Origin of the sequence: Nocardioides sp. S5 (assembly GCF_017310035.1) — a bacterium.
Taxonomy (GTDB): Bacteria; Actinomycetota; Actinomycetes; order Propionibacteriales; family Nocardioidaceae; genus Nocardioides.
Map to the genome: position 1 here is coordinate 2,897,798 of NZ_CP022296.1, position 22,678 is coordinate 2,920,475.

The 22,678-nt window shown below is 69.9% G+C and carries 21 protein-coding genes; 3 read left to right on the forward strand and 18 right to left on the reverse strand.

From position 1 onward, the window contains the following. Window positions 1-28: 28 nt before the first annotated feature. The 8 genes from CFI00_RS14325 to CFI00_RS14360 all read right to left on the reverse strand — a co-directional run bounded on the left by CFI00_RS14325 (window position 29) and on the right by CFI00_RS14360 (window position 7,309). Window positions 29-913, reverse strand: coding sequence for a V-type ATPase subunit (locus tag CFI00_RS14325; protein WP_207081789.1), 885 nt, complete (start codon window positions 911-913; stop codon window positions 29-31). Then, the gene (locus tag CFI00_RS14330; RefSeq protein ID WP_056886718.1) at window positions 910-1,542 is read right to left on the reverse strand and encodes a hypothetical protein; all 633 of its coding nucleotides are present in this window, start codon (window positions 1,540-1,542) and stop codon (window positions 910-912) included. Before CFI00_RS14330 ends, CFI00_RS14325 begins: the two co-directional genes overlap by 4 nt. A 1-nt stretch (window position 1,543) precedes the next feature. Continuing rightward, complete coding sequence (locus CFI00_RS14335; RefSeq protein WP_053208071.1) at window positions 1,544-1,765, reverse strand: ATPase; 222 nt, start codon at window positions 1,763-1,765, stop codon at window positions 1,544-1,546. 5 nt (window positions 1,766-1,770) lie between these two features. Next, window positions 1,771-3,864, reverse strand: a complete 2,094-nt coding sequence (locus tag CFI00_RS14340; RefSeq protein ID WP_068324848.1) for a V-type ATPase 116kDa subunit family protein — start codon at window positions 3,862-3,864, stop codon at window positions 1,771-1,773. Further along, on the reverse strand, window positions 3,861-4,268 hold the full coding sequence (locus tag CFI00_RS14345; protein WP_068324849.1) for a hypothetical protein: 408 nt from the start codon (window positions 4,266-4,268) through the stop codon (window positions 3,861-3,863). Before CFI00_RS14345 ends, CFI00_RS14340 begins: the two co-directional genes overlap by 4 nt. Then, window positions 4,265-4,951, reverse strand: coding sequence for a V-type ATP synthase subunit D (locus CFI00_RS14350; RefSeq protein WP_068324850.1), 687 nt, complete (start codon window positions 4,949-4,951; stop codon window positions 4,265-4,267). Before CFI00_RS14350 ends, CFI00_RS14345 begins: the two co-directional genes overlap by 4 nt. A 256-nt stretch (window positions 4,952-5,207) precedes the next feature. Continuing rightward, a complete protein-coding gene (locus tag CFI00_RS14355; RefSeq protein ID WP_169701887.1) occupies window positions 5,208-6,341 on the reverse strand; it encodes a hypothetical protein in 1,134 nt (377 codons plus the stop codon). Further along, on the reverse strand, window positions 6,338-7,309 hold the full coding sequence (locus tag CFI00_RS14360) for a TerC family protein (RefSeq protein ID WP_068324852.1): 972 nt from the start codon (window positions 7,307-7,309) through the stop codon (window positions 6,338-6,340). The genes CFI00_RS14355 and CFI00_RS14360 overlap by 4 nt, the downstream gene beginning before the upstream one ends. Window positions 7,310-7,525: 216 nt before the next feature. On the opposite strand from CFI00_RS14360, the gene heR reads away from it, so the two are divergent. Continuing rightward, window positions 7,526-8,326 carry a heliorhodopsin HeR gene (heR, locus tag CFI00_RS14365; RefSeq protein ID WP_169701888.1) on the forward strand — a complete coding sequence of 267 codons (801 nt, stop codon included), beginning with the start codon at window positions 7,526-7,528 and terminating at the stop codon, window positions 8,324-8,326. 15 nt (window positions 8,327-8,341) lie between these two features. On the opposite strand, the gene CFI00_RS14370 is transcribed toward heR, so the two are convergent. The 10 genes from CFI00_RS14370 to CFI00_RS14415 all read right to left on the reverse strand — a co-directional run bounded on the left by CFI00_RS14370 (window position 8,342) and on the right by CFI00_RS14415 (window position 18,990). Then, entirely contained in the window at window positions 8,342-9,910 is a 1,569-nt protein-coding gene (locus CFI00_RS14370) for a hypothetical protein (RefSeq protein WP_191279126.1), read from the reverse strand. Continuing rightward, window positions 9,910-10,329: a DUF2784 domain-containing protein gene (locus tag CFI00_RS14375; protein ID WP_207081790.1), complete on the reverse strand. Its 420-nt coding sequence runs from the start codon at window positions 10,327-10,329 to the stop codon at window positions 9,910-9,912. Before CFI00_RS14375 ends, CFI00_RS14370 begins: the two co-directional genes overlap by 1 nt. Before the next feature lie 748 nt (window positions 10,330-11,077). Next, entirely contained in the window at window positions 11,078-11,764 is a 687-nt protein-coding gene (locus CFI00_RS14380) for a universal stress protein (RefSeq protein WP_068324856.1), read from the reverse strand. 444 nt (window positions 11,765-12,208) lie between these two features. Beyond that, window positions 12,209-12,535 (reverse strand): monovalent cation/H(+) antiporter subunit G, encoded by a 327-nt coding sequence (gene mnhG, locus CFI00_RS14385; protein WP_056885376.1) that lies wholly within the window; start codon window positions 12,533-12,535, stop codon window positions 12,209-12,211. Continuing rightward, a complete protein-coding gene (locus CFI00_RS14390; protein ID WP_207081791.1) occupies window positions 12,532-12,804 on the reverse strand; it encodes a monovalent cation/H+ antiporter complex subunit F in 273 nt (90 codons plus the stop codon). Before CFI00_RS14390 ends, mnhG begins: the two co-directional genes overlap by 4 nt. Window positions 12,805-12,809: 5 nt before the next feature. Next, on the reverse strand, window positions 12,810-13,193 hold the full coding sequence (locus CFI00_RS14395) for a Na+/H+ antiporter subunit E (RefSeq protein ID WP_277988301.1): 384 nt from the start codon (window positions 13,191-13,193) through the stop codon (window positions 12,810-12,812). Then, window positions 13,190-14,770 carry a monovalent cation/H+ antiporter subunit D family protein gene (locus CFI00_RS14400; protein WP_207081793.1) on the reverse strand — a complete coding sequence of 527 codons (1,581 nt, stop codon included), beginning with the start codon at window positions 14,768-14,770 and terminating at the stop codon, window positions 13,190-13,192. Before CFI00_RS14400 ends, CFI00_RS14395 begins: the two co-directional genes overlap by 4 nt. Further along, window positions 14,767-15,123 (reverse strand): NADH-quinone oxidoreductase subunit K, encoded by a 357-nt coding sequence (locus tag CFI00_RS14405; protein ID WP_179661762.1) that lies wholly within the window; start codon window positions 15,121-15,123, stop codon window positions 14,767-14,769. Before CFI00_RS14405 ends, CFI00_RS14400 begins: the two co-directional genes overlap by 4 nt. Further along, window positions 15,120-17,858: a hydrogen gas-evolving membrane-bound hydrogenase subunit E gene (gene mbhE, locus CFI00_RS14410; protein WP_207081794.1), complete on the reverse strand. Its 2,739-nt coding sequence runs from the start codon at window positions 17,856-17,858 to the stop codon at window positions 15,120-15,122. Before mbhE ends, CFI00_RS14405 begins: the two co-directional genes overlap by 4 nt. A 43-nt stretch (window positions 17,859-17,901) precedes the next feature. After that, a complete protein-coding gene (locus tag CFI00_RS14415) occupies window positions 17,902-18,990 on the reverse strand; it encodes a calcium/sodium antiporter (RefSeq protein WP_068324862.1) in 1,089 nt (362 codons plus the stop codon). A 917-nt stretch (window positions 18,991-19,907) separates the two neighbouring features. Between CFI00_RS14415 and CFI00_RS23650 the strand changes: the two genes are divergently transcribed. Together CFI00_RS23650 and mobF are read left to right on the forward strand one after the other, a co-directional pair. Continuing rightward, window positions 19,908-20,195 carry a hypothetical protein gene (locus tag CFI00_RS23650; protein WP_242532942.1) on the forward strand — a complete coding sequence of 96 codons (288 nt, stop codon included), beginning with the start codon at window positions 19,908-19,910 and terminating at the stop codon, window positions 20,193-20,195. After that, window positions 20,105-22,666 (forward strand): MobF family relaxase, encoded by a 2,562-nt coding sequence (gene mobF, locus CFI00_RS14420; RefSeq protein WP_242532403.1) that lies wholly within the window; start codon window positions 20,105-20,107, stop codon window positions 22,664-22,666. Before CFI00_RS23650 ends, mobF begins: the two co-directional genes overlap by 91 nt. Window positions 22,667-22,678 lie beyond the last annotated feature (12 nt).

The following is a 22,678-nucleotide window of genomic DNA, read 5'->3' on the forward strand; positions in this document are numbered from 1 at the left end:
CGTGGCGCTGAGGGGGTAAGCGCGTTCGTCACGGGGTCCTCCGGTCCGCTCCGCCGGTGACGAGGATCAGTCCGGCTCGGCGGTGTCGGCGCGCGCGCTCCTCGAGCAGCAGCACGTAGCCCACCAGCGGGTCGGCGCTCTCGGCGTCGCCGCGGCGCAGCCGCGCGGCGGCGCCGGCGGTGGCCTCGTCGTGCAGGTCCCGGTCGAGATGGCCGAGATCCCCGTGCAACTCGTACGCCGCTGCGGCGGCCCGCCAGCGTGGGTAGACGCCGAGAACGGGAGCCCAGCGCCCAGTGATCGCGTGCTCCAGGTCGCGGACGCCGAGGCGCCCGAGCGGCATCAGCCGGCCGGGGTCGACGTCCGACCGGGCCAGCGCGATGAGCAGGTTGCGCTGGTCCCGCTCGCGGGCGAGGAGGTCCGCGACGGGACGCGAACGCGGGTGGGCCGCGCGTTCGCCCCACTCGGCGTGCGCCGTGGCCGTCACTGCGAGCTCGAGCTCCTCGACGTCGCGGTGCAGCTCGAAGCGTGACCACAGCCGAGGCAGGGCCGCCGCCGTGATCGGCGTCGGCAGCCGCAGCCGTTCGAGGAGGGCGACGACGCCCGCCTCGTCCCGCGTGTGGGCGAGCTCGGCGGCCCGCTCGGGGGTGATGGCACCGACCGCGCGCACCCCCCGGAGCCGGTCTTCAGGCGGGAGGCCCGAGGCCGCGCCGCGCAGCAGCGCGAGGGCGTCGCGCAGGTCGTGTCGTCCCGTCAGCACCTGTGCCACCGCGCGTGCCTCGCCCACGAACAGCTGCGGCAGCCGACGCATCTCCTCGCTCTCCTCGCGATCACCCTGGCCTGCTCCGTCCGGGGTCAGGCGCGACATCCGGGCCCGCAGGGCCGTCGAGCCGGCGACGTACAGCGGTGCCGTCATCGCGGGTCCACCTCCGGGACCACTTCCGCGTCAGCTTTCGCGTCCGCTTCGGGGTCCACTTCCGGGTGCGGTTCGCACACCGCGTCGCGCAGCACCGGGCGCAGCAGCGGCCACGCCGCGTCAAGGCGTCCTTCGGCGGTGTTGTGCACCGCTCGCCCCTGGGCGTCGCGCAGCACGACGCCGACCCCCACGGGTCCAGTCTCCACGACGAGGCAGGGCCGGTGGCGGCGTACGGCGTCCAGGTGGGCCGGATCGACCGTGCAGGAGGTGGCCGAGGGCAGGAGAGCCATCGCCTCGTCGAGGAGGTCGAGCGTGGCCGCAGTCCCGTGGCCTGTGCCGACCAGTTCCTGCAGCTCCTTTCCGGCAGCCGTGCGCACCCGTTCGAGCTCGGCGTCGACCACCTCGCGAACGTGGGCGCGGGACGCGGCTGCCCCGGTGGAGCGGACGCGGAGCGCCTGGTCGCGGGCGGTCGACTCGGCTCGGGTGAGGATGCCGAGGCGGTCGCGCTCGGCCGCCTGGTGGGCTTCCCGGAGGATCTCGCGGGCGCGATGTTCGTCCCGGGCGAGCACGTCGGCCAGGTCGCGACGACCGTCGTGCTCCATGGTCTCGAGCAGCGCCTGGAGGGTCATGTCAGCCGCCCAGCAGGAGCACGATCATGGCCGCGACCGCGAAGCCCAGGATGACGAGCGTCTCGGGGATGGCCACGAGCAGGATGGCCCGACCGGCGAGCTCGGGCTTCTCGGCGATGGCTCCCATGGCCGCCGCGCCGATCCGCGCCTGGGCGTAGCCGGTGGCGAGGGCGGCGAGGCCGACGGCGAGTCCTGCTCCGAGGGCGATGAGTCCGGTTTCCATGTGTGTCACCTTTCGTGGGTGGCGTCGGCGATGCGGACGCCGTTGGTGGTGCCGTGCGGCGGGACGCCGACCGGGTCGAAGGTTGGGGTGAGGAGTGGGCCGAGCGGTCGGTCGCGGGGTGGGGTCAGGAGTGCGCGGGGGTTGAGGGCCCCGTGGGCGCCGAGGGGTTGGAAGGCCTGGCCCTCGCCGTCGTGGAACTTGCTGAAGAACTCGACGTAGTGCAGTCGCAGGGCCTGGACCATCGGGCTGAACGCCGCCAGACCCAGGTTGAGCAGGTGCAGCAGGACGGCGACGAACAGTCCGATGAGGAGGGGCAGCTCGGTGGCGAGCTCGTTGGCGACGTTGGCGAGGTAGACCGAGGCGAGTCCCACCGCGGCGACCCGGAGGTAGGACAAGACGTTGCCGACCGTGCCGATGAGCTCGAGTGGGCCGAGGAGGGCGCCGATGGGGCCGTGCACGGAGCTGGTGGCCACGAGTCCCACGACGGCGGGGACCAGCGCGGCGAGGGTGACCCACGAGGGGGCGTTCAGGATGGTGGCCGCGATGGCCGCGGTCGCGCCGAGCAGGACGGCCAGGGTGCCGCCCACCTCGAGGGTGCGGTGCCGGTCGCCACGGCGCAGCGCGGTCACCAGGCCGAGGGTCAGGCCGAGCACGATGTGGGACCAGCCGAGGGCGACGGCGAAGAGCAGGAGGGGCTCGAGGGCCTCGGGTCCGCCGCGGTAGAACCACAGCGCCGGCATCCCCCACATGTTGCCGAGGCTGCCGAGCGCCTCGCCGAACATCACGCCCCACAGCACCGCCCACGCACCGCCGGCGATCAGGACGCGGCCGGCGTCGTCCATCACCCCGCCTTCCACACCGCCGCGGTCGTGCGTGCGTGCCCGGTGGCGCAGCCACCAGCCGATGCCGGCGAGCGCGGCGCCGTAGACGACGTCGCCGACCATGACACCGAAGAGGAACGGCAAGAAGATCGCCATCAGTCCGGTCGGGTCCAGCCCGTTCGGGGAGGGCCAGGAGAGGAACCCGACCAGGCGGCGGTAGGGGGACCATGCGGCGCGTCCGGTCAGCTCCACCGGGGAGGGGCCGGGGACCTCGCCCGCCGGGGCGTCGACGACGGCCACGTCGGCGAGGCCGTCGCGGTCGAGCTGCTCGCGCACCTCGCGGCGACGGTCTGCCCGCACCCAGCAGCGCAGGAGGAAGGTGCGCTCGGAGAGCGCGGCGGCCGCGACCGCGGCGTCGCGTTCGGTCAGCACGAGCAGCGCACGCGCGGCGGCGCGCAGCCCGGGGGCCTCGCGGAGCCAGAGCGCGTCGAGGTCGGCGCGGACGGCGTCGAGGTCGGCCTGGAGGTCGACGAGCCGGGCGCGCATCCGCACGAGCGTGGTGTGCAGGGACAGGTGGGCGTAGTCCTCGGGTACCTCGACCCGGCTGATCTCATCCGCGCCCATGAGACCGAGGACCTCGGGCAGCCGGTCGCGGGCCACCACCAGGAGGCAGCCGCGGGCGCGGCCGGCGTCCGTACTGCGGAGCATGAACCCGTTGCCGGCGAGCTGCCGCAGCTGGGTCTCGAGCAGTCCGACCACGGCCCCGGCCGGGTCGTCGAGCACCAGCGCGGTCATCGCCAGTCCCAGCAGCTCGAGCTCGGCATCGGAGAGCGAGGTCAGCTCCGGCACGAGGGTCTCGAGCTGGGCGAGGACGTCCACGTAGCGCGCCAGCGCGTCGCGCTCCTCCTCCAGCGAGGCCTGGGCCCCGCGCAGGGACTCGACCTCGAGCTCGAGCGTCGCGATGTTGACGTCGGCGTCGCGCGGGTCCACCGGTGCGGCGTCCGCGCTCCGGCGTGGCGACTCGCGTGCCAACGAGGCATCTGACGGCGCCCACTCCAGCAGGCGTTGCACCCGGGCCAGCAGGTCCCGCCTGGCCATACGGTCCTCACCCTTGTTCGCAGCCGGGTCTGCAACCGGGTCCGCAGCCTTGTCCGCACTGCCGGTCGGCGCCCCGGATGGCGTCACCTCGGCGACCCCGGCTCGCTGGAGCGACTCGACCGTCTCGAGCAGCTGCTCGCGTCGGCCCAGGAGCTGGACGTGGTGCAGTCGGCGGATCATCGGCTCGCCTTCGGGGTCCGGTCGGCCCGCTGGGCCACGGTCGGGGCCACGGTCGGGGCCACGGGCGGGGTCACGGTCGGGGCGACGGTCAGGACGGCGGCGACGGTGGCGGCGACGAGCTCCTCCCGCAGGCGCACGGCCCGCTGCGTCACCTCGACGCCGATCCGCTGCTGTTCGGCCTCGTCGGCCTGTACCCATTCGCGTGCCTCCTGCAAGATACGCGCGGACAGGCGGTCGGCTTCCGCGGCGGCTTCCGCGGCGAACTCCCCCACGAGGAGCTCCGCCTGCTCCCGGGCCGCGACAACGCGGGCGTTGCTCTGCCGCGCCTCCTCGAGACGGGCCTCGATAAGCCGCTCTAGCTCGCGCACCTGGCGCATCGCGGCCGGATCCTGCATCTGCGTCATCGCCGTTCCTCCTCGTCGGGTCGCGGCACGGGAGGATGGTCCGGTGCCGGTCGGTCCTGCGGGACGCGACGTCGCTCCCGCGCCCGCTTCAGGCGGGAGTGCTCCTCACGCTCGCGCTCCTCGAGGACCGCGGTGATGTGGGCGGCCTCCTCCTCGAGTCCGGGGATGACGACGTTCTCGAGCGCGTTGACCTGGCGCGTGGTGCGGGCCACTTCCTCGGTGAGCCGGCGCACCGTGGCCTCGAGGGCCACGAAGCGCAGGACGTGCTCGAGGTACCGCTCGTAGGCCTCCGCCGCCGCCTCGATCGACGGGGCCACCAGCACCGGTGCCGCGCCGCGCTCCTCGGCCGTCCGTCGCAGGTCGTTGGCCTGCACCGTCACGACCCGCACGCCGACCACCATGCGGTCCTCGCGCTCGGCGACGACGCCGTTGGCCGCACCCGACGCGACCGCCGCGACGGCGGCCGGGCCCTCGTCGGCGGTGCTCTCGTCGAGCAGCGCGCGAGCCTCCCGGGCGAGGACGGCGGCGGCCTCACGCTGGGCGGACACGTCTGCGTCGAGACGGTGCAACTCGCGCACCAGGGCCATCCGCTTGTCGACCAGAAGGTCACGGCCCTGGGCCGCGAAGGCGATCGCCGAGCGACGCCGCAGCAGCTCGGTCCGGGTCGCGGTCAGGGCCGTCATCGCCGCCACCCCGCAGGGCCGACCCGCCCGGGCGGACGGCGCCGATCCTTCAGCCGGTCACGAAGTAGCTGAGTATTCACGGAGAATGCCTCCCGACAGTGGTCGGAAGGTCTTCCCCGCCACACCCCGGGAGGTGTGGTCGGCCACCGGGTCGCAGGACGACCGGAGTGACGATGGCCGGTTGGTGGGGTACTCCCCTTCAAGGGTTTCTTACGCATCAGATTACGTGAATCGTGCTGCGGTGTCAAGGTTGGCACTAGCGCCGCAGGACCAGCGCAATCCGGTCATGGTTCGCGAGGTCGCCGTCGGCCACCAGCGCCAGCTGGCCGCCCATCAAGATCACCTGCTCCATCAGGTCGTCCACCAAGTCATGCACGTCGCCGGCCCCGGAGGCATCCCCGGAGGCGTTCCCTGAGGAGTTCGCAGGAGCCCCGCGTCCGGGTGCCGTCGTGCCTGGACTGATGAAGTTCTCCTCGACCAGCAGCATCGCGGGCAGGCGTCGCCCGAGGGCCCGCCAGCACTGCTCGATGCCCGAGGCCACGTCCGTGGGTCGATCCGACTCTGCCTGGCGCAGCAGCGCGAGTGCGTCGTCGCGTCGTGTCCGCAGGTACGCCTCGACGGACGTGATGCCGGCCAGGGCCAGGTCGAGGGCCGTGGCGCAGTCGCGGTCATCAACCCGCCCGGCGAGCCGCTCCAGATTGGCACTGAGGGAGCAGAACTCCTCGAGCAACCGCGGCGGACCCACCAGCACGAGCGGGCTCGGGTGGTCGGCCCGGTAGTCGCCCAGCATCCGGTCGACCTTGCGCAGGAACCTGGCCATCAGCTCCGTTCGGGCCTCGGCGGCGCCCGGCTGTCCGGCACCCGGCACCCGGATCGGCCGCCCCGAGCCAAACGGCTCGGACCGTCCCACTGGGCGCAGTCCGCCGTCCTCGGAGGCGTACAGGTGGGCGCACGTGGGGTGTAGCAGCAGCACGGCGTGGGGTGGCATGCGGTGCAGGGCCGCGATGAGCGGCCGAGTGGCGAAGGTGCTCTCCACCACCGCCCGGGCGGTCACCGACTGTGGCAGCCGGAACGAGCGGGCGACGGCCCGGTTCACGTAGATGCACAGCCCCAGGTCGGTCGGCTGGTCTCCCGCGCGGTCGACCTGCTCGGCCAGCTTGTCCAGCAGCGCGGACCGGTTCATCACGCCACGCTCGGCGAGCGTGTGTTCCACGTCTCGGACCAGGTCGTCCAACCTCGACCGGTCCTCCCTGGTCATGCGCGGGGACGGCTTCGTCGGCAGGAGGACCGAGATGCACGGAAAGCCGGAGGTGATCGCCAGGTCGGCGATGTCCCTGGTCCTCAGCGCCACCGGCGAACCGCCCGCCTTGGGACGCGTGCGGGGGCTCATCGCAGCACCTCGTCCTCGTCGGACGCGTGGGCCGGCGTCGCGTGGGGGGCGACGGTGGCCTGGTCACGAGTCGCGCGGAGACTGGCGATGACCGCAACGGCGATGCAGCTGGCGATCACGCCGAGGGAGAGCCAGATCGGAACCTTGTAGACGTCGAGGAGCAGCATCTTGATGCCGACGAAGACCAAGATCGCGGCGAGGCCGGCCTTGAGGTAGATGAAGCGGTCGATGAGATCGGCGAGCAGGAAGTACATCGCTCGAAGGCCCAGGATGGCGAAGGCGTTGCTGGTGAAGACCAGGAACGGGTCCTGGGTGACGGCGAAGATCGCGGGGATGGAGTCGACGGCGAAGATGATGTCAGTGGTCTCGACCATGATGAGGACGAAGAACAGCGGCGTGGCCACCCACTTGCCCGCCTGCTTCACCCAGAACTTCTGCCCGTGGTACTCCTCCGTCGAGGGGATCTTCCTCTTGGCCAGTGCCAGCAGCTTGTTGCGCGAGAGGTCCATCTGGTCGTCGCGGTGGCGGAACATCTTCCAGCCCGTGTATACGAGGAAGGCGCCGAAGAGGTAGAGGATCCAGGCGAAGTTCTCGATCAGGACCGCGCCACCGGCGATGAAGATCGCCCGGAAGACCAGTGCCCCGAGGACGCCGTAGAACAGGACCCGGTGCTGGTACTCCCGCGGCACGGCGAAGTAGGTGAAGATCAGCGCGAAGACGAAGACGTTGTCGACCGCCAGCGACTTCTCGATCAGGTACCCGGCGTAGTACTCGCCGCCGGCCTGGGCGCCGTAGGCCCACCAGACGATGCCGCCGAACGTCAGGCCGAGGCTGACCCAGACCGCGGACCAGGCGGCAGCCTCCTTGACACCGACGACGTGAGCGGTGCGGTGGGCGAACAGGTCGATCGCCAGCATCACGACGATGACGCCCAGCACCGCCGCCCAGGCCCAGAAGGGAACATCCATGACAGCTATACCTCCAGCGTGACCACTCGACCAACAGCCGAGCGTGACGTTGGAGGTCTCCCCCGCCGCCCGGTCCGTGGACCTGGCGACCGCCGCACCGGACCGGGCAGGGCCGGTCGAACTGTCGATGTCAGCGAGGGTGGGGTACTCCCCTCATGCGCTACAGTATTCACGAAGCACACTTCGGAAGTCAAGTCCCGCACACGAGGAGCGACCATGTCCGGCCAGCACCGCGAACCATCTCCCGATCCGCTTGCTCCCGAGGTGGAAGCCTTGGCTCCGAAACTGCGACGCGACAACCTGGTAGCAGCCGTGCTCCACCTCGCCCAGGCCGTCGCGGTCCTCGCCCTGGCCACCAGCTTCGCACTCCCAGTCACCGGGACCTACCTCGCCGGCCCACCCGGAACGACGCCGGAGGAGCAGGTCGTTCTCTTCGACGTCCCAACCGGTGCCGCGGTGGCAGCGTTCCTCCTGTTGTCCGCGCTGGCCCACGTCGTCGTCACCACCACCTGGGGGGCCGGCTACCGGGCCGACCTCGCCCGACGCCGCAACCGGGCTCGCTGGATCGAGTACTCCGTGTCCTCGTCGCTGATGATCGTGCTGATCGCCCAGCTGGTCGGGATCTCCGACGTCGCGGCCCTGCTGGCGCTGTTCGGCGTCAACGCCTCGATGATCCTGTTCGGGTGGCTCCAAGAGCACTACGAGGACCCGGGCTCGCGCGGCTGGCTGCCGTTCATCTTCGGGTGTGCCGCCGGGATCGTGCCGTGGCTCGCGATCACGGTCTACCTGGTGTCACCGCAGTCCACCTCCGGGGCCGAGCCGCCCGCCTTCGTCTACGGCATCTTCGTGTCGCTCTTCGCCTTCTTCAACGTCTTCGCCCTCAACCAATGGCTGCAGTACCGCGGCCTCGGACGGTGGCGCGACTACCTGTTCGGCGAACGGGTCTACATCCTGCTCAGCCTCGTCGCGAAGTCAGCGCTGTCCTGGCAGGTGTTCGCCGGCACCCTTGCCAGCTGACCTCACCACTGGAGCTCACCACTGGCTGCTGCCGCAGTTCGGAGCGTCGGCGAGTCGCCGTTCGACGTCGGCGCGGACCAGGACGTTGTACCCGCAGATCGTGGCGGCCGGCTCGTAGTGCTCCTCGATCATGGAGCGGAGTCGGCCGTCGTCATCGATGTCCCACGAGTTCACCCCGTTCAACACGACGAACCAGGTCGGCCGCGAGGGTCCGTCGAGCAGGCGCTCGAGGCGCTGCTGGTCCGGGTCGAGGGTCCGCATCGGCAGGCTCCAGAGGTAGGGGTAGGGAGTGGGCAGGTCGGCCGCCTCCACGACCTGCGAGTTCCCGTACGCGACCACCATCGTGTCGCCCTCCTCGGCGGAGTCGGCCACCCACCCGCCGATGAGCTGGGGGTACCACAGCCGCGGCGAGGCCTGGTAGGCGAGCGTGGTGGTGGCCACTGCCCCCAGCGACGCGACCGCCGCCCACAGCGCCAAGCCGCGCATCAGCCGCCGCCCGGCGCCACGGCCGGCGCTCACCAGACCCGCCGCGAGGCCCGCAGCGGGAGCCAACGCCTGCAGGTAGTCCAGCCAGTAGCTCCCCCCGACCACGATGCCGATCGCGCTCCACCCGAGCAGGGCGAGCAATGCCCACTGCTCGGCCGCGAGAGGGCGAGGCCGACGCAGCAACCCAACCAGCCAGGTCATCACGACAGGCACAGCCGCACTGGCCACGGCGGCGAGCACGAGGAGCCGAGCGCGCTCCATCGGTGCCGAGTGGTGGGACGCGGCCAGCACCTGTCCCGCCTCGACACGGAAGGCGATCACGTCCTCCCACATCACGTCCATCGCGACCCCCTTGAGGTGGGCCCACGCCGCCAGCGCTGCGACGACGACGACGGTGCCCGCACCGAAGCCGGCGGCCAGCGTGCCGAGCCGCGTCCGAGACCCCGGATGCCGCAGCGCCGAGACCGCGATCAGCACCCCGGCGAAGGCGAACGCGTCGACGAAGTTCTGCTTCGCCAACGGCGCAGCGGCAGCGAGCACACCGGCGACCAGCCCCCAGCCGACGGTCGTGCGGAGGTCACCGGCTCGCCAACCGTGCAGAATCGCGGCGATGCTACCCGTGACGAAGAGGAGCGCGAACATCACGCCGTCGGCCTGATCGGCCGCCAGCGCCGGGGAGCACATCAGAGCCGCCGTCACCACCGCTGCCCACCTCGCCGCGACCGGGCCGGCCAGCAGGCCGGCGGCGCGAGCGGTCGCCAGCACGATCGCCACGACCACCGGGATCGTGATGACCCGGATCGCCGCGTCGGTGTCCCACAGGGCCGCCAGGCGGAAGAACGCCATCAGCAACGGCGGCCGGTCGACGTGGAAGTCGCCGTAGATGAACTCGCCCTCGCCCGGCGCCCAGTGGCGCGCAGCATGCAGGTACCCACCCTCATCGGAACGAATCGGCTGGGCCACGAAGACCGAGCGAACCGCCACTACAGCCGCACAGGTCAGCCACAGGACACGCGTGGTGACGCGCTCGTCGTACGAACGACCGGGCCGATTCGCGGGACCGGGCGCTGCCGGGCGGTCCGCCAGCGCGGTGTCCATCACCCGGGCTCGGCTCCTGGTGAGCTCGCGCTCGCCGTCGCGGCTTGTTCGCCGGCACCCTGCTCCGCACGCCGTCGGAGCCGCAACACCACGTAGGCGTACGTCGCGAGGATGACCACCAGGTGGGTCGCGTACACGAAGGTCTGGGTGCCGTCGGGGAGCAGGATCCCGAAGACGTAGTGGTCGAGGAAGGAACCGGAGTACGGCGTGCCACCGGCGCGTTCGACCAGGTCCTTCTCGAGCACCGTCAGGGGACAGCTGCCCTGAGTGATGACGATGCCGACCCCCCACGACACCACGGCGAGGTGCGGGACGAACCACACCCGCGACACGAGGGCAAGCAGGGCGCCGAGCATCTGGAAGACCAGGAACGCCAGGTGCAGGAGGACGACGGCCCACGCCATCAGGGTCCAGGCCATCGCAGTACCCCTCTCGGCCCTCGCCCGCCAGTGACGCCAAGGATGACGGAGCCGCTCGCCGGGGCGGTCACATCCACCGCTGGCGGGGCGTCCGCGGTTTGGTCGCTACGACCATGCGTCGGACCGCACTGACGAGACGACCACCTGGAGAGGCGAACCAGGTTGGCCACGCCCCTTGGGTCCGACCGGAGACCTGAATCTTGAACATCATGGACACCACCCGAATCTCGGCGAGCCGTTCCTACGTCTCGCTGCGGATGGTCTCTCCCGTCCCTGGCGGGACCGGGCTCCGGGAGCCGTTGGCACCGTGTTGACGAAGCCCGCCACGGGGATGCTCCCCATTGCACAAACCAGTATTCATGCTTTCGTCATCGTTTTCAAGGGTTCGGCACGGAAGGATTCGACCTGAGGACGACTCGAAACCAGGGGTTGAGGATGGTGCGGCGGAATACGGACTGCTGCAAAGGGGTGCGCCGTGGATCGGCTTGACGGTGCCGCCGTGCGACGACGCACTTGCCACCGCATCATCGGCGAAAGGCCTTCAATGACCACAGGGGCCGCGAGAGCACTGAGCGGCGCCAGAAGCCTGCCAGCGTATCGGGCGGCTTGTCGTGGGTCGGAGAAATCTCATCATGCCAGCGGGACGTCGCTGCACGGACAGATCAAGTCGAGAGACGCGCGCCGGCCTCGGGACGCAGCCCACGCGCCAATCCAGGGGGTCACCGGTCGCACCCCCATCCCAAGCGGCCTACCCCAAGCGACCTCGACGAGCACCCCCCGGCCGCTGCCGTTGCCAGCGGGCGCGGCCTGCCTGTGAGCGAGACTCGACCACCAGGACCGGCAGACGGGAGTGGCGAACCAACCACGACGAGACGCTGCCGAGCAGGCGTGTGGACAGTCCACGACCCCGGCGTCCCACCACGATCAGATCCATGCCCCGGTCCTCGGCAAACCACAGCAGGGCTTCACCAGGCGGACCGGCCAACACCGCGAAACCTACCTGGCCACCGACGCCGCGGACCCGTGCGGCTGACGACCTCAACCGATGCGTTGCGGCATCGATGTCTGCGTAGCTGGCATCCTCGGTCGCGTCGTGGCACACCACCTCCGCCAGCACGAGCAGTCCGAGATGAGACCCGAGGAGATCGTTCGCCCGGTCGAGAGCCGCTTGCGCCTCCACCGAGCCATCCAGACCGATTAGCACCCGGGGCCCGTCCGCGGCCTCAGCCTCCTGTCCGGGTGACGCCGGGCCCGGCACGACCAGACGGGGACGCCGTTCGACCCGCTCGAACGCGATCGGGACGAAGATCGGACCGAACGCCACCGCGATGACCGCCCACCTGGGGTCGTGTCCGCGACGAGCCATCCACAGCCCGACGGCGAGCCCGAAGAGCACCCAGCCCACGGCGACCATCAGAACTTCGTCTGTGCTCATGTCAGGTCCATCCCCGCCCAACACCAAGGACACGAGCAGACCACCGACGAGACCGGATCGCTCGCCAGCCGAGGACACGAAGGTCAACCATGCAGATCACCACCGTCGCAGTAGGCGCGGGCGCCGGCCGGGAACCGGATCAACGGGTCGAGCCGCCACCGGAGTGAAGCCCGAGCCGGGCACGTTCAACGCATCAGGACCGTCTCATCCAGCGATGGACCCCCCAAGCCCACATGCGACAACGTTATCACGAACTCTAGTTCGTTCAAAATCGTGCTCCTCGTCCTGGCCGCCGAAAGGACTCGGCTGTCGTACCCAACCTGACCCAGGTCAGCGATTGACGGCCAAGTCATCACGGCACTCCGCGAGCGTGGCTACGTCAGTTCCCGCGCTGGCCCACTCGCTCGTCGACAACCAACTCGCCCCTCATGGGCTGCACGACCTTCAGGGTGGAGATTCGAGCTCGTCCTGGGTGCCTGGTGTCCGAGGGGCTCTCGAGAGCCACGCCGCCTCGGCGATGGCGATGCCGGCAATAGGCACGGTGAGCAGCTGTAGCACGATCGCGAGGCTGAGAGTGATCACCGAGGCCGGACTCGGGTCGAGGATCAGGACACCGAGCAACACACTGACCACGCCAAGTCCGGCGGCCTTCGCGGCCGCGTTGATCCGGGCGTACACGTCGGGCAGCCACAGCAGTCCTACCGCGGCGCTCGCGAACAGCGCGACGCCCACGAGCACCAGCACTCCAGCGGCCAGCTCCTGGGCACTCACGGCGAACGCCGATCGACCAGCCGCGCAAGCGCGACGGTGGTGAGAAATCCGGCCAGGGTTGCCACCATGACGAGGCTGTAGAGGGTCGGCTCGTCGAGTCGCGCCGCCAGGAGTGCCACGGCGGCGATGAGAACCGCGAAGCCAACGTCGGCCACCAGTGCCCGGTCGGCGTCAGTGGGGCCGCGCACCATCCGCACGATGGCCGCGACGAGCGTGCCCGCGAGCACCAACAGCGCGAGGTCCAGCACCGAGCCCAGAGTCGGCTCCACGCCACTCACCTTCTTTCCTTTTCGTCCGGGGCCGTGCCGCCCCGCTCCCGCCGGCGGACGGCGTCAAGCAGCTCCGCCTCGAGCCGCGCCAGGTCTGCGCGAAATGCCGTCGTGTCGGAGGCGTGCATGCCGTGCACGATCAGCCGCGTGCGGTCAGGACTGAGGGAGACTGCCATAGTGCCGGGAGTCAGGGTGATCAAGCCCATGTAGGCGGCCACCTCTGCGTCGGTCCGGCACCGCAGCCGCACCTCGACCAGGGCCGGCGCGAGCCGCGGCCGGCCCGTCAGGATGGTCGCTGCGACCTGCACGTTGGCCTTCAGGTAGTGCCACCCGTAGACCACCACGAACAGAGCCATGCGGACAGGACGAGGAGCACGGGCCCCGGTCATGGCGACGTCACCGCCTCGACATACGTTCCGACGTCGACCAGACCATCGGCCGCCCGCTCGCAGACAACGAGCAGCGGCTCCGCAGCGAGGCCGAGCGACACCGCCACCCCGGCCAGGACGACCGCGGGGGCCAGCAGCAGCGGCCGCGACGCGATCGCACCGGCCGCGGGCAGGATCGGACCAGAGCGCGACGGGACCACCGTGATCGTTGCTTCGGTCGACGGGCCAGCACCCGGTCTCGTCACGGGCTGGGACTCGGGCTGGGGCTGGGGCTCGGGCTGGGTGAAGATGGCGTTCCACAACTTCAGCATCGAGACCAAGGTGAGCAGGCTGACGACCGCCACCGCTGCCACTGCGGCGTACTGGTGCTCGGCGACGGCTGCCTGCACGAGTTTCAGCTTGGCGACGAAGCCGGAGAGCGGCGGGACACCGACCAGTGCCAGTGCGGAGATCCCGAATGCCCCCGCGAGCACGGGTTCCGTGCGGCCGATTCCGCCCAAGAGGCGCAGCTCGTCGGTGCCGTGGCGGACCTCGATGGCGCCGGCGCACATCAGTAGCGCTGCCTTGACCAGGACGTACTGGACGAGGAAGAAGATGCCGGCTGCCAGCCCGGCGGTGGTGAACAACCCCAGGCCGAGCAGCATGTAGCCGATCTGGCTGACCATGTGAAAGGTCAACACAGATCGAACGGAGCGCTCCCCCAGTGCAGCGAGGACGCCGACCACCATGGTGAGCAGCCCGAGGACGAGGAAGATCCACAACCAGCGTCGGTCGCCGTCGAACACGACGGCATAGATCCGGAACAGCGCATAGACACCAACCTTGGTGAGAAGACCGGAGAAGAGGACGACCACGGCGGGGCCGGCCACGGCGTAGCTGCTCGGGAGCCAGCTGTGCAGGGGCACGATCGCGGCCTTGATCCCCAGGGCCAACAGCACCACTGCGGTCGCGAGCGCAGCCGCCGGGTTGCGGGCAGCACCTGCCAGCTCGCCGAGGTCGACGGTGCCTGTGACGCCGTAGAGGAGGCCGACGCCAGCCAGGAACAGGGTGGAGGCGAGCAGGTTGACGCTGACGTAGCGTTGTCCGGCCGCCAGCCGACGCCGCCCTCCGGATCGGATCAGGAGCACGTAGCTCGGAACCAGCATCACCTCGACGAACACGAACAACGAGAACAGGTCGCCGGTGAGCATCGCGCCGTACACACCGGTGGAGAGCACCAGGGCCAACGCGACGAAGTGGCCGTCGTCCTCGCCTGTCGCAGCCGCGAAAACGAGGCTCAGCAGCACCAGCAGCGACGTGACCGCCATCATGAGGGCGCCGAGGACATCGGCGACGAGCACGATCGCGATGCCGGACGGCCAGCCCCCGAGCCGCAGGGTCGCTATGTCCCCGTCGAGGGCGGAAGTCAGCAACACCATGGACGCCACCAGCACAACGACCGTGACGCCCCACCCGACCGCTCGAGCGATCCTTGGCGGGGCACCCGCCGAGCCCGCGCCGCGTCGGGACAGGAGCAGGACCATTCCGACGCCTGCCAAGGGAGCGAAGACCGGCAGCGCCAGCAGCATCGGGCTCATCGGCCCGCCCTCGGTTCGTCCGTCTCGTCCATGTCATCTGCTGCGCTCACGTCCGGGTCTTCGACGGACTCCGCGCGCAGGATCGCCAGCAGATAGACGCTGACCCCGAACGTGATCACCACGGCGGTCAGGACGAAGGCCTGGGGCAGCGGGTCCGCCAAGGCGGCGGGGTCCCCGGCACCATCGCCGACGAAGGGCGCCCGGCGGCGATCGAGACCACCCGACGCCAGCAACAGCACGTTGACGCCATGGCCCAGGAGCACGAATCCGAGGATCACGCGCAGGAGCCCGGGCTGTGCGAGGAACCACACCCCGCCGGCCACCAGCAGGCCGACGATGATCGCCGCGGTCACGGGTGCACCCTTGACGACTCGGGCCGGTGGGTGCGCGCCGCGAAGCGGTCGAGGGCGGCCGTCAGCATACCGAGGACCATGAGCATGACACCGATGTCGAACAGCAGTGCCGAGCCGACACCGACCGCGTCCAGTCCGGGCAGCTTGAACGGCGCCAGCACAGCCTCGCCCTTGGCGCTCGCCAGCAGTCCGGTGCCGAGGGAGACCAAGATCCCACTCCCGACTAGCAGCTCAGGTCGCGACCACCTCGGTAGCCGTCCGTGTGCGATCTGGTGGGTCGCGGCCGCGGCGCCTGCGACGAGGGCGGCGATGAATCCTCCGCCGGGGGCGTCGTGGCCGACGTAGAGCAGGTAGGCAGCCACCAGCGCCGCGCCCGGCACGACCAGCCGTGCGCTCACTTGGAGGAACACCGATGCGGCGGCGCTGAGATGGTCGGCGTCGGCGGGTGGCTCCGGGGTGTGATCATCTGCGGCGGTGGAGCCGAGCAGAGCGAGCAGCCCGAGCGCGACCGCGCCGAGAACGACTGCCTCGCCAAGGGTGTCCATCGCCCGGAAGTCCACCAGGATGGTGTTGACCACGTTGGTGCCTCCGGTCGCCGCCTCGGCGTTGTCGAGAAAGAACGACGAGGCGGTTGACGGACCTCGCCGCCCGGTCAGGGCGTACGTCGCCGATGCGGCGGCGAGCCCGCAGGCGAGCGCGAGCAGCACCGACCACGGCACTCGCGGCCCGTCCCCGGTGGGCAACCGCGCCGGCAGCCGACGCAGCACCCAGACCACGACGACGGCGGTCAACACCTCGACCAGCACGAGGGTCAGCGCGACGTCCGGCGCGCCAGCGGTCACGAACAGGGCCGCCATCAGCAAGCCGACGAACCCGAGCGCAGCAACGGCCGCGAGGGTGTCACGGGCGACCACGGCGGCCGCGACGCCGAGAGCGAACAAGCCGACCACCACCCAGTCACCCACCGTGTCGGCGGGTCGCACCGGCGGGAGGTTGCGCAGCGTCACGAATCCGACTGCCGCGAGAAAAACGACGCCACCAAGGGGCCGGACAAGGTGGCTCATCGTCCCGCCCGCGCGGTCCGGCTGCCCGACCCGGTATCCGAACGCAATCAGTCCGGCGTGGGCCCGGTCGAACGCTGCCCCGGCGTCGGGAACCACGACCCGGTCGAGCAGTCGGTCCACCTGGTGTCGACGCAGGAAGAGCATCAGCCCAGAGCTGAATGCGATGCTCGACATGACGATCTCAGGACTGAGTCCGTGCCAGAACTGGAACGCCCCCAATGGCTCGCCAGGCACGACATCGGCGCCGGCTCGTGCCACGAGCGGGTTCAACAAGTCGATGCCGGCGCCCAGGACCAACCCGGCCAACGCCGCGATCGCCGCAGGGGCCAGGAACGCCGGCGACGGCTCGTAGAGGCCGGGTTGGTGAGTGCTGCCGCCGAAAGCGCCGTAGACGATGCGCAGCCCGTAGGCCGTGGTCAGCGCCGATGCGGCGACTGCGATCGAGCCGGCGACCAGCCCCGCCGCTGGGGCGAAGTCGGCCTGGAAGATTCCTTGGAAGAGGTATTCCTTGCTCACGAAGCCGAGCATCGGCACGATGCCGGCCATCGAGAGTCCGGCCAGCGCTGTCATCGTCGCGGTCACCGGCATCACCCGCCACAGCCCGGACAGCTCCCGGATGTCGCGACTACCTGCCTCCTTGTCGATGATTCCGACGAGCATGAACAACGTCGCCTTGAACAGCGCGTGGGCGATGGTGTGGAGCATAGCGGCGGCAAGAGCGATCGGGGTGCCGACGCCGATGGCGGCAACCAGCAGCCCGAGCTGGCTGACGGTCGAGTGGGCGAGGATGGCCTTCAGATCGTGCTGGCGCAGGGCCATGAAGGCGCCCCACAACGCCGAGGTCAATCCGATCGAGACCAGGAGCGCCGACCATGCGGGCACGCCCGAGAAGATGGGCGAGACCAGCATCAGCAGGTACACACCGGCCTTGACCATCGTCGCCGCATGCAGGAAGGCGCTGACCGGGGTCATCGCCACCATCGCACCGGGTAGCCAGAAATGCAGCGGCACCTGGGCCGACTTGGTAAACGCGGCGAACGCGATCAGGGCGCCGATCGGCAATGCCAGCGGTGACGCGAGGATCACCTCGCGGTCGGCCAGGATGTCGCTGATTGCCGTGCTCCCGGTGACCACGGTGAGGAGCACCACGGCTACCAGCAGGGCCAGACCGCCGGCTGCGGTGATCAGCAGAGCCCGCCGGGCCGGCCGGGTGGCCCGGCCCCCGGCCAGCCCGAGCAGCAGGAAGGAACAGTAGGTGGTGGCCTCCCAGAACACGAAGAGGAGCACAACATCGGCGGCAAGCACCAGCCCCAGCATGGCGGCCGCGAACAGCGTGAGCAGTCCGTAGATGGCCCCATGGGGATCGTGCGAGCTCAAGTAGCGAGGGCAGTAGGCCATGATCAAGGCGCCTACGCCGAGCACCATCAACGCGAACAGCGACGAGAGTCCGTTGAGCCGCAGGGCGAACGAGACCCCCAACGACGGCAACCAGTCCACGGAGGTCTCGACCGTGCCCCCGTCAAGGATGCGCGGCACGTGGAACGCGATCAGGATCGCGACCCCCGCGAAACCAGCGGCGAACACGTAGCCGAGCTCCCGGCCCCCACCCAAGCGAGCCAGGAGCGGAGCCAGGACGGCCAAGACCGTCAGCGCGCCAAGGGCGAGCAGCACGTCGGCCTCCTCGGGTCGTGACGCTCGTCGGACATCCGGAGCCTCAGGACGGCGCCAGCGGCTCGCGAGCCGCGCGACGCCGACCAATCTCGTAGGCCCCGAGGACGACCAAGGTGATCGCGACCAACGGCAAGGTGAACCAGATCATCACGGCCGTGAAGCCCCCGAGCGCGTCGTGCTCGGTGGCTGCCAGCACCACGTAAGCGGTGAACGCGGCGTACAACCCGACGAACAGCGCGCCCTCCCAACGGGCGATGGCCATCCCGGTGAAAGCCACGGGCAGCAGCGCGACCGCTGCGGCGATCATGAGCGGGATGTCGAGGGCCACGGCCGCGTCTGCGACCGGTACCCCGTCATCGGCCACCAAGGCGGCGACGCCCAGCACAGCAGCGATGTTGAAGATGTTGCTGCCGACGATGTTGCCGACCGCCAGGTCGCGCTCACCGCGTCGAACAGCAATGAGGGACGTCGCCAGCTCAGGGAGCGAGGTACCTACCGCAACCACCGTGAGCCCGACCACCAGGCCACTCACCCCAAACCCCTCAGCGATGCCGACCGCACCCTCGACCAGCAGCTGCGCTCCGACGACCAACAGCGCCACCCCGCCGAGCACCGCCAGGAGGAGCAGCCACACCGGTCGTTCCTTCTCGCCCACTGTTGACTCGCGGACATACGGCGCACTGCGTCGCCCCACAACGACCGACACCGCGGTGTAGACGACTATCACCGTGACCAGAAAGAACCCGTCAGCAAGGCTCAGGCGGCCGTCCAGCGACAGCAGCAACAAGCACATTGACACCCCGACCATCACCGGCACGTCCAGACGAATCAACTGTGCGCGCACCGTCAACGGTAGGAGCAGCGCGGAGGCACCCAGGATCAGTAGGACGTTCACGATGTTGCTGCCCACAACGTTGCCGACCGCCAGGTCGGGTTGCCCTTCCAAGACCGCGCCGACAGTGACGGCCATCTCTGGCGACGACGTGGAGAAGGCCACCACCGTCAACCCGATGACCAGCGAGGAGAGGCCGACACGAGCCGCGAGATCCGATGCCCCCCTCACCAGAAGCTCACCGCCACCGACCAAGATGACCAGCCCGATCGCCACAAGAGCGACGTCGACTGCGCTCACAGGCTGAGAGCAAGACTCTGAGCGCGCCCGGCCGCTGATAGGCAATGGCGGTCCGCGATCAGCGGCGCGGCAAGCTCTGTCCGGGTGCCGATGAGTACTGCCATCCTCGCAGGCAACTGGCGCTGCCTGACTGGCCGGATCGAAAAGGACATCGACACTGCTCCTGACGGTCTCGTAAGGTCCTCCCGACGTCGATCGGTCGAGGCGGAACACTGGGGCGGAGATGCAGGCCGGAATGATGATGGCACAGTGTTGAACTCACTTCCAATGCGTAGCAAATCACGCGAATCCTACCGCGCATGTCAAATGGACGTGAGCCAAGTTGCAATCCACGCCACCGCGTCGCCCGGGTCAATCGACCACTCGTAGCCCAGCCATCCTCGCCTCGAGGTACGTCGACCAACGCGGCGCTGCCGGCGTCGCATACCCACGCATGGAATGACCGCAGCGGGAACCGTATGCGGCGAGCCCTGTTGACCCTGAGTGGCGATGACGGGTTCGTCCCGTTAGCCCTGTCCGGAGGCGTCCCCGGGACGGGGGCGTCGCGCGGAACATGCAGCAGCGAGAATGCGAGGCCCACCTCTTGGGTCCGCCGCCGGAAATGCGGACTTCCGGTACTGAACGGTCGAGCCGAACCTCGTCGATGAGATGGAGTACGCAGCCGAGTAGCGAACCCTCGAGCCCGACGTCTCCAGTCAGACTCGTTACCGCTTCATTTCCAACCTCATTGTCATGCGATGACGAAGAGTGACGAGTCCAAGATCCGCTCCCCCTGGACGCCTCCGAAGACCTTCAATACTGAGCGGCACGCATGCTACGAAGGTTCGTAGATCGGTCCGCCCCTCGGGGCGGGCCGAGCGTCATTTCGAGGCTAGGTGACGAGTGCTGACGGGAGGTGACGAGGGATGCGCGGTGGGGTGAAGTTCTACCGCGGATCGGCGTCCGCCGCGCGCTCCTACGTCGAGGCCGACCGTTCCCGAGTCGACGACTACTACCTCGCAGAGGGCACAGGGGTGGCCGAGCGGTACGTCGCCGCGACTTCGCTGGTAGAGGGGGGACGCGGTGTTACCGCAGTTCAGGGCGGGGGGACGCTCGACGGTGACGCCTACGAACGGTGGGTCGCCGGCTACGACGTCGAGACAGGCGCAGCGAGGGTCGGCTGCGCGACGACGCGCGTGCGTTGCGGTTCGTCGAGGTCGTCGTGAACGGGCCGAAGTCCTGGTCGCTCGCCGCGGCACTCCACCCCGAGATTGCGATGGCGTACGACGCGGCAATGGACCGCGCGACGGGTGAGGTCATCGGGTGGATGGGCGCGCACGCCACCACCCGCGTCGGGCCACGTGGGCGGCAGGTGCAGGTCCCGGTGGAGAAGCTCGAGGCAGCTGTCGTGCGGCACTACACCTCGCGTGCAGGTGACCCGCACCGTCACCTGCACGTGCAGATCAACGCTCGCGTGTTCGCGTCCGGGGCGTGGCGTGGTCTGCACTCGGTCGGTGTGGTGGACAGCATCGAGGCGCTCAACGGGATCGGGCACGCGGCGGTGATGTGCGACCCGGAGTTCCGGACGGCTCTCGCTGCGCGTGGGTACACGCTGGACAACGACGGCGAGATCGAGCAGCTCGCGCCGTACGTCGGACGGTTCAGCCAGCGCGCCGCGCAGATCGGTCGCAACGTCGACCGCTACGAGGCCGCTTGGCGGGCCGAGCACCCCGTCCAAGAGCCGGGTCCGCGACTGCGCCAGACGTGGGACCGCTGTGCGTGGGCCGACGCGCGACCGGACAAGGTCGTGCCCCGCAGCGGCGCCGACCTCGTCGCGGCGTGGAACACCGAGCTGCACGACCTTGGCTTCACCCCGCCCACCGCTTCCGCGACCGAACCAGGGCTACAGATCGGGCGGATCAACCGCGACGCCGCCGCCGATCTCGTGCTCACCCGGCTCGGGTCCAAGCGGTCGGCGTGGAACGCACCCGACATCCGTGGCGAGGTCGAACGACTGATCGCCTCCGTCGGCGTCGTCGCCGACCGTGCGGTCCGGCACGAGCTGGTCGAAGACATCGCCGAGCGCGCCCAAACACGATGCGTGCCATTGCTGGAACGCGACGACGCCCCCGAGCATGTCCGGAGCCTGACGTCCGAGCGGGTCCTTGCGGTTGAGGCCGACCTTGTCGACAGCATCGACGAGCGCGCAGCGCAGCCAGCCACCGTCGCCGTCGGACTCCGGGGCATCGACCACCTCGACCCCGCACAACAGCACGTCGTCGCCGCCCTGGCCAGCGACACCAGTCTGATCGTCATCGAGGGCGCCGCCGGCACCGGGAAGACCACCACGCTGGCCGCAGCACGCGACGTACTCGACGCGTACGACCGTCGACTCGTGGTCGTCACCCCCACCCTCAAGGCCGCTCAGGCGGCGCAGGATCAGGTCGGTGCCGACGCGTTCTCCGCAGCCTGGATGGTCCACCAGCACGGGTACCGGTGGGATGAGGACGGCCGCTGGACGCGAGTCGACACTGGCCCGGACGCCGTACCCGAGCTTCGTAATGCGCTGCGTGCGCGGTTGTCTCCCGGTGACGTGCTGCTCGTCGACGAGGCTGGGATGCTGGACCAGGACACCGCTCGCGCACTGTTCGCGATCGCCGACCGAGCACACGCCAGGGTGGCGCTTCTTGGTGACCGCCACCAGCTCCCAGCTGTTGGGCGTGGCGGCGTCCTCGACCTCGCAATAAGGTGGGTGTCACCCGCAGCCCACCTGGAGCTCGAGTCGGTCCACCGGTTCACCGACCCCGCATACGCCGACCTTTCGCTTCTCATGCGCACCGGCGAGCGCTCTGGTGAAGTTTTCGACGACCTTCTGGAGCGAGGCCAGATCGTCCTCCACGCCAGCGAGGTCGAACGCACCGCAGCCCTGGCCGACATTGGCGCCGACCGTGCCAATGTCAGTAGCGGTGATGGTGACCGACTCGTTATCGCTGACACCCGCGACCAAGTGAGTGCCCTGAACGCAGCCATCCGCGACCGGCGGCACGACTCTGACGCACGATTTGGTGAGCCATCTGGTGAGCGGGCTGGGGACAGCGCTGGCGAGCCTGTCACGCGTCGTGGTGAGCGGATCGGTCTCGGCGACCGAGTCGCGACCCGACGCAACGACCGCGACCTCGAGGTCGCCAACCGCGACACCTGGACCGTCGCCGGTGTCGGTGAGGACGGCAGCCTCTTGGTGGTCGGTCGCGCCGGGCAGCGCGCGCTTCCCGCCGAGTACGTCCGCAAGCACGTCGAGCTGGCGTTCACCACCACTGCCTACGGGGCTCAGGGCGAGACCGTCGACTCGGCACACTTCGCCCTCGGTGAGACCACCGGCGCGGCGTCGGCGTACGTCGCTATGACCCGGGGCCGTCACAACAACGTCGCCCACCTCGTCGCCGCGACGATCGACGACGCCCGCAGCCAGTGGGTTGAGGTCTTCAGCCGTGACCGTGCCGACCTCGGACCCGCCCACGCCGCCCAGAGGGCCGCGGAAAACATCGACCGGTATGGACCGAACACGCCCCCACCCGCAACCACACCGGCGCCCTCACCCGCGGCCGCACTGCAGGCTGCGGCACTGCGCGACGGGCCGCGGCGCCCAACCCCGCCGGTCCCATCCACCGTGCCGCCGTCCCGCGGGATCGGTCGCTGACCCGGTTCCCCC